The 6,513-nt window shown below is 67.7% G+C and carries 6 protein-coding genes; 5 read left to right on the top strand and 1 reads right to left on the bottom strand.

All coding sequences use genetic code 11. The annotated features are described in order from the left end of the window. Positions 1-2,018, top strand: a 2,018-nt coding sequence (locus AC3FOF_RS39220; protein ID WP_488729681.1) for an acetyl/propionyl/methylcrotonyl-CoA carboxylase subunit alpha, incomplete at its 5' end; no start/stop codon positions are given. A gap of 27 nt (positions 2,019-2,045) precedes the next feature. On the opposite strand, the gene AC3FOF_RS39215 is transcribed toward AC3FOF_RS39220, so the two are convergent. Beyond that, the gene (locus tag AC3FOF_RS39215; protein WP_051078586.1) at positions 2,046-2,960 is read right to left on the bottom strand and encodes a LysR family transcriptional regulator; all 915 of its coding nucleotides are present in this window, start codon (positions 2,958-2,960) and stop codon (positions 2,046-2,048) included. A gap of 298 nt (positions 2,961-3,258) precedes the next feature. Between AC3FOF_RS39215 and AC3FOF_RS39210 the strand changes: the two genes are divergently transcribed. From AC3FOF_RS39210 to AC3FOF_RS39195, 4 genes are all read left to right on the top strand, one after another. After that, entirely contained in the window at positions 3,259-3,996 is a 738-nt protein-coding gene (locus tag AC3FOF_RS39210; protein ID WP_488729680.1) for a class I SAM-dependent methyltransferase, read from the top strand. A gap of 157 nt (positions 3,997-4,153) precedes the next feature. After that, positions 4,154-4,684 (top strand): sigma-70 family RNA polymerase sigma factor, encoded by a 531-nt coding sequence (locus tag AC3FOF_RS39205; protein WP_017229715.1) that lies wholly within the window; start codon positions 4,154-4,156, stop codon positions 4,682-4,684. 265 nt (positions 4,685-4,949) lie between these two features. Further along, complete coding sequence (locus AC3FOF_RS39200) at positions 4,950-5,408, top strand: NUDIX domain-containing protein (RefSeq protein ID WP_017229714.1); 459 nt, start codon at positions 4,950-4,952, stop codon at positions 5,406-5,408. After that, a complete protein-coding gene (locus AC3FOF_RS39195) occupies positions 5,409-6,377 on the top strand; it encodes a FecR domain-containing protein (protein ID WP_488729679.1) in 969 nt (322 codons plus the stop codon). Positions 6,378-6,513 lie beyond the last annotated feature (136 nt).

Raw genomic sequence — 6,513 nt, 5'->3', positions numbered from 1 at the left:
ACAAGATCCTGATCGCCAATCGCGGCGAAATCGCCTGCCGCGTGGCGGCCACCTGCCGCCGCCTCGGCATCCGCACGGTGGCTGTCTATTCGGACGCCGACGCCAACGCCCGCCACGTGGCGCTGTGCGACGAAGCAGTGCACATCGGCGGCGCGGCCACGCGCGACAGCTACCTGCGCGGCGAGCACATCATCGAGATGGCCAAGGCCACCGGCGCGCAGGCGATCCACCCCGGCTACGGCTTCCTCTCCGAGAACGACGGCTTCGCCGAAGCCTGCGCCGAGGCCGGCCTGGTTTTCATCGGCCCGCCGGCTTCCAGCATCCGCGCCATGGGCAGCAAGAGCGCGGCCAAGCGCCTGATGGAGCAGGCCGCGGTGCCGCTGGTGCCGGGCTACCACGGCGAAGATCAGGACGCCGCCCTGCTGCGCCGCGAGGCCGACCGCATCGGCTACCCCGTGCTGCTCAAGGCCAGCGCCGGCGGCGGCGGCAAGGGCATGCGCGTGGTGGAAGCGGGCGAGGCCTTCGAGGCCGCGCTGGCCTCGGTCAAGCGCGAGGCATCCGCCAGCTTCGGCGACGACCGCGTGCTGGTGGAAAAATACCTGACCCGCCCACGCCACATTGAAATCCAGGTGTTCGCCGACACCCACGGCAACTGCGTCTACCTGTTCGAGCGCGACTGCTCGGTGCAGCGCCGCCACCAGAAGGTGCTGGAAGAAGCGCCGGCGCCGGGCATGAGCGAGGCGCGCCGGAAAGCCATGGGCGAAGCCGCCGTGGCTGCCGCGCAGGCGGTGGGCTACGTCGGCGCGGGCACGGTCGAGTTCATCGCCAACCAGGACGGCTCCTTCTACTTCATGGAGATGAACACCCGCCTGCAGGTGGAGCATCCGGTCACCGAGATGATCACCGGGCAGGACCTGGTGGAGTGGCAACTGCGGGTGGCGTCGGGCGAGCCGCTGCCCCTGACGCAGGATCGGTTGCGCATCCACGGCCACGCGCTGGAAGCCCGCGTCTATGCCGAGAACCCCGACAAGCAGTTCCTGCCCTCCACCGGCACGCTGCGCTACCTGCGCACCCCGGCGGCGGTGACGTTCGAGCGCGGCCACGACGACCACGGCCCGGCCGGCGTGCGCATCGACTCCGGCGTGCGCGAGGGCGATACCATCAGCCCGTACTATGACCCCATGATCGCCAAGCTGATCGTGTGGGGCCGCGACCGCGAGGAAGCGCTGGCACGCATGGCGCAGGCGCTGGCCGAATATCACGTGGTGGGCCTGTCGACCAATATCGCCTTCCTGCAGCGGCTGGTCACGTCGCAGGCCTTTGCCACGGCCGATCTCGACACCGGCCTGATCGAGCGCAACCAGGCGGTGTTGTTCCCGCCGCCGCCGCCGCTCGGCACGGAAGTGATCGCGCTGGCGGTAGCGGCCGTGCTGGATGCCGAGACCGCCGCACGGCGCGTGGACCCGGCCGATGCGCACTCGCCCTGGAGCCAGGCGGGCGCATGGCGGCTGAACGGCGCGGCAACGCGGCAGTACCGTTTCCGTGGCGCCGAGGGCGAGATCGTTGCCAGCCTGCATAGCGACGGCGCCAGGCAAGCGCTCACCGTGGGCGGGCAAACCGTGCCGTTCCATGCCTTGTCGCAACATGGCAGCCATGCACTCGACCTGGGCCTGCGCACCGTCAAGGGCAGCACGCATATCGATGGCGAAACCATCCACGTGTTCAGCGGCAACCGGCAAACCCGGCTGGAGCTGATCGATCCGCTCGCCCACGCGGGCGCCGCCGATGCCGAAGGCGGCAAGCTGGTGGCGCCGATGCCGGGCCGCATCATCGCCGTGATGGTCGCGGCCGGCGCGGTCATCGGCAAGGGCGATCCGCTGATCGTGATGGAAGCCATGAAGATGGAACACACCCTCACCGCGCCCACCGACGGCGTGGTGCAGGAAGTGCTGTACGCGATCGGCGACCAGGTACAGGACGGCGCGCAACTGGTCACGCTGGAAGAGGCGGCCGCCTGACGCACCGCCCGCGCCTGCCGCTCCTGCCTATGGCGACGGCCTGGCCGCCGCCGCGCCCTGCTCCCCTGCCCGCAGCATGTCGATGACAAGCTGCATGGCGGGCGTGGGCGGGCGGCTCTTGCGCAGCACCAGGCCATAGGGCGCCAGCCGGCCGTGCAGGGCCACCGGCAGCGTGGCGATCATGTTCAGGTCTTCGTAGTAGCGGGCCACCGAAGTGGGCAGCACGGCGAGCATGTCGGACTCGCGCAGCACGGACAGCGTGGTGAGGATGGATGAAGTCTCCACCGTGCTAACCGGCGGCGGCACGCGGCTCTCGCGGAAGGTCTGGTCGATGATCTGGCGCATCGGGCTGGGGTGCGGCTGGATGATCCACGCATACTCGGTCAGCGCGGCCAGCTTCAGCTTGCCGCGCTCCGTGGCCGAATGCCCCACGCGGGTGACGATGGACAGCGCCTCCTCCCCCAGCGTTTCGAACGACAACTCCTCCGACGGCCAGCCATCCGGGATGCGGCCCAGCACGATATCGATCTGGTTCTGCTGCAGCGCGTGGACCAGCACGTCGCTGGTATCGATCTGCACGATGATGTGCAGGCGCGGATGCGCCTTCTTGAGCGTGACGATCACGTTGGTGAGCAGGTCAGGGGCCGGCGCCATCACGGCGCCCACGCGCACCTTGCCCACGTCGCCGGCCTGGATGGCGACCAGTTCCTCGCGCAGTTCATCGAGATCGGCAGAGACCACGCGCGCGTAGCGCATCACGGCCTCGCCGGACACGGTCGGATCCAGCCCGCGTGCATGGCGGGTGAACAGCGATACGCCGAGCACCTCCTCCAGCTCCTGCAAGGACTTGGTGGCCGCCGGCTGGGTCAGCGCCAGCCCCTGCGCCGCCTGGCGCAGCGAAGGCGACTCCGACAGCGCCAGCATCAGTTGCAGATGCCGCATGCGCAGCCGCTTGCGGATCGAGGCGCTGGAGGGAATGGTCACTGCGATAAGCTCCGGGAATCGGCGGACGGGGCGTCCGCTATTTTGTTTATCGCGGGATTCTCGCATGCGGGACAGCGGGAAGGAACGGCCTGCGGCAATGCGCGGGGAAGGCACTTTCGGGAGTTTCCTGGTCTTTTCTGGCCGTTTCACCGCTTTTCGGCACTATTTTCCGGCATTTCCCGTCCGGGACGGGACATTTCGGGCATACTGGTCCGTTCCCTCCCTATTGTGAAGCCGGTGCACTGGCTTCTCCCCGATGCCCGGCTACCAAACCAAGCAAGAGTGCATCGCCATCGTGGGCGCCGCCGACCTGGTCATCCGCTCCTTGCTGGATAAGCAGCAGTACTACGACCCGCTCGGCGAAGCCGAACGCATGGGCATCTCTTCGGCCATGTGGCCGCTGTTCGGCATGCTGTGGCCATCCGGCGCGCATCTGGCGGCGCGCATGGCGGCAAGGCCCGTGGACGCGAACGAACGCGTGCTGGAAATCGGCTGCGGACTGGCCCTGGCCAGCCTGGTGGGCCACCGGCGGGGCGCCGACATGACCGCCAGTGACTGCCATCCGATGGCAGCCAGCTTCCTCGCGGAGAACCTCCGCCTCAACGGCATGGCGCCGATGAAATACCGGCACGGGCACTGGAGCGCGGCGGAGCACGGGCAGGACGACGCCGGCGCGGCGCAGCACGCAAGCCTCGACGTCCACGGCCAATTCGACCTGATCATCGGCAGCGACCTGCTCTACGAGCGCGATGCCAACGCCAACCTCGCCCACTTTATCGGGCGGCACGCCAGCCCCACCGCCGAGATCTGGATCATCGACCCCGACCGCGGCAACCGGCCGGCCTTCAACCGGCAGATGGCCGAGCAAGGCTTTGCCATGCGCGAAGAGAAGCTGGATCGCGTGGCATCGCCGGGCGTCGACGCTTACAAGGGGCGCCTGCTGGTCTATCGCTGGGCGCTGGCGCTGCCGCCAACCCCCTTGCCCCTGCAATAACGTAACCGCCTCCTCCTGCGGCTATGCCGTGCGCAGCGAGATTGCGCAGCGGCTGCCAGACATGACCGCCGTGCCAGCCCCCACCTTGCACGCCATGTGCAGGCGCGCATACAATGCGAATAGTAATGATTCTCGTCCGCATCAGATTGCGCCCCTCTTGCCCGTAGCCAACCCCCGTCCACACCCCGCTTCCGCACCCTGCGCCCCGCACGACATCGGTACGCTCTACAGCCATCATCACGGCTGGCTGTACGGATGGCTGCGCGGCCGCCTCGGCAATGCGGCCGACGCCGCCGACCTGGCGCAGGACACCTTCGCCCGCCTGCTAGGCACCCGGGATCTCGCCGGCGTGCGCGAGCCGCGTGCCTACCTGACCACGGTGGCCAAGGGGCTGATGATCAACTGGTACCGGCGCCGCGCGCTGGAGCTCGCCTACCTGGAGGCGCTGGCCGCGCTGCCGGAACCCCAGGCGCCCTCGCCCGAACAGCGCGCCATCGTCCTGGAAACCCTGTACGAGATCGACGCCATGCTTGACGCGCTGCCCGGGCGCGCCAGGCGGGCCTTCCTGTTGTCCCAGTTCGATGGCATGAAGTACGAGGACATCGCCGCGCATCTCCAGGTCTCGCTGGCCACGGTCAAGCGCTATATGCAGCAGGCCTTCCGGCAGTGCCTGGAGGCCATGGGGTGAGGCGCGGCGCCAGCCCGGAGCCGGACAGCGCCCTTATCGACCCGCAGATTTTGCTCGCCGTGTCGAGGCACTTGATCTCGGTGAATCCTCAGGCAGGGCCACAGCGCATACTTCACTGGTGACCCTGAGCTGGATGGCTTCCCTCGTTGCGACGGTTGACCCTTCGCAATCTTCGAAAAATCAAAGCCTCGGCAAGGATGATTGATTAACCTAATAGAGCCCTATCCTTTTGGGATAGAGGTGTCCTGCCCAGGAAACATCACTGATGAATATTAAAAATAAAGTACTGGTTTATCTCACGTGGCGGGACAGCTTGCTCACCTTTACACAACCTGAATTTCCCGATGCGGGCCGGCAGGTGATTGCCGGCACAATAGAATCCAACGAGGAAGCTGCTGCTGCGGCTCTTCGGGAATTGTCCGAAGAAAGCGGCATAGGAAATGCTGAGATCGAGCGTATTCTTGGTAATTATTATTACTCGATGTCCAAGTTCGGGCGAAACGAAATTCAGCATAGGCATGTCGTGCATGCCAGGTTGAGCGACGCTATCCCGATAGCAGAAACCTGGACTCACTTTGAGCGGCATCCCAGTACCGGCGGAGAACCCATCGAATTTAGGCTCCAATGGCTCCCTTTATTCAAAAAGGAGCCGGAGTTGATCGCCGGCCATGGATTTTTTATTCCCATGCTGGAACATTTCCTGCGTGAAAACATGGCGGCTTAGATGCAGAAGTCCATCGACCCGCGCATCCTGGACGAAGCCGCCGGCTGGCTGATGCGCCTGCATGCCGGCGCCGTCAGCGATGCCGAGCGCGCCGCCTGCGAGCGCTGGCGCCGGCGCAGCCCGGCCCACGCCAGCGCATGGGCGCGGGCCGAGCAGTTGATGGACAAGCTTGGCGGCCTGCCGCCCGCGCTCGCCATGCCGGCGCTGGACCGCCCCGGCCGCCCGGCGAGACGCGCCGCCACCGCCAGGCTGGCCCTGCTGCTGGCCGGCGTGCCGGCCGGCTGGGCGGCCTGGCGGCTCGCGCCATGGCCGGAATGGACGGCCGCACACCATACCGCCGCCGGCGAGCGCCGCGAACTGCGGCTGGCCGACGGCAGCCGCGTCACCCTGAACACCGCCAGCGCCATCGACGTACGTTTCGACGCGGCGCAGCGCGTAGTGCTGCTGCGCGCCGGCGAAATCCTGGTCCGGACCGCGCCGGACACGGCGGCGGCACATCGGCCTTTCCTGGTGGTATCGGCACAAGGCCGACTGGAGGCGCTGGGCACGCGCTTCAACGTGCGCCAGGAAGCGGGTCTCACCCGCGTAGCCGTACTGGAAGGAGCGGTACGCATCAGCCCGGGCCAGGCCGGCGCCGCCGAGCGCATCCTGCCGGCCGGGGAGCAGGCCAGCTTTACGGCCGCCAGCATGTCCGGCGCTACGCCGGCCGACTACACCATTGCCGCCTGGACGCAGGGCATGCTGGTAGCCGACAAGATGCCGCTGGCCGGCTTCGCGGCCGAACTCGCGCGCTACCGCACCGGCGTGCTGCGCTGCGACCCGGCCGTGGCCGGCCTGCCGGTCTCCGGCGCCTTCCCGGTTGCCGATGTGGGGCGCGCGCTGGCCATGCTGGTAGCCACGTATCCGGTGGACGCCATCGAGAGAACCCGTTACTGGATCACGCTGGTGCCGCGACGCTCCGCGCGGTGACCGGTCAAGGCTGGCGCGCGCCAGCTTCGCCAGCCGTCGCACCGCGCGGTCATCCCTCCATGCACCCCCCACGTCGGGGGGGTATGGAATGCCAGCGGAACCCGGCTGTAATCCTGACAGGCGGCTCCCATCCGGG

It is taken from the genome of Cupriavidus sp. 96C5-1 (assembly GCF_057798855.1).
The sequence above is the reverse complement of the archived record's forward strand: the minus strand, read 5'-3'. Positions and strand labels throughout refer to the sequence as shown.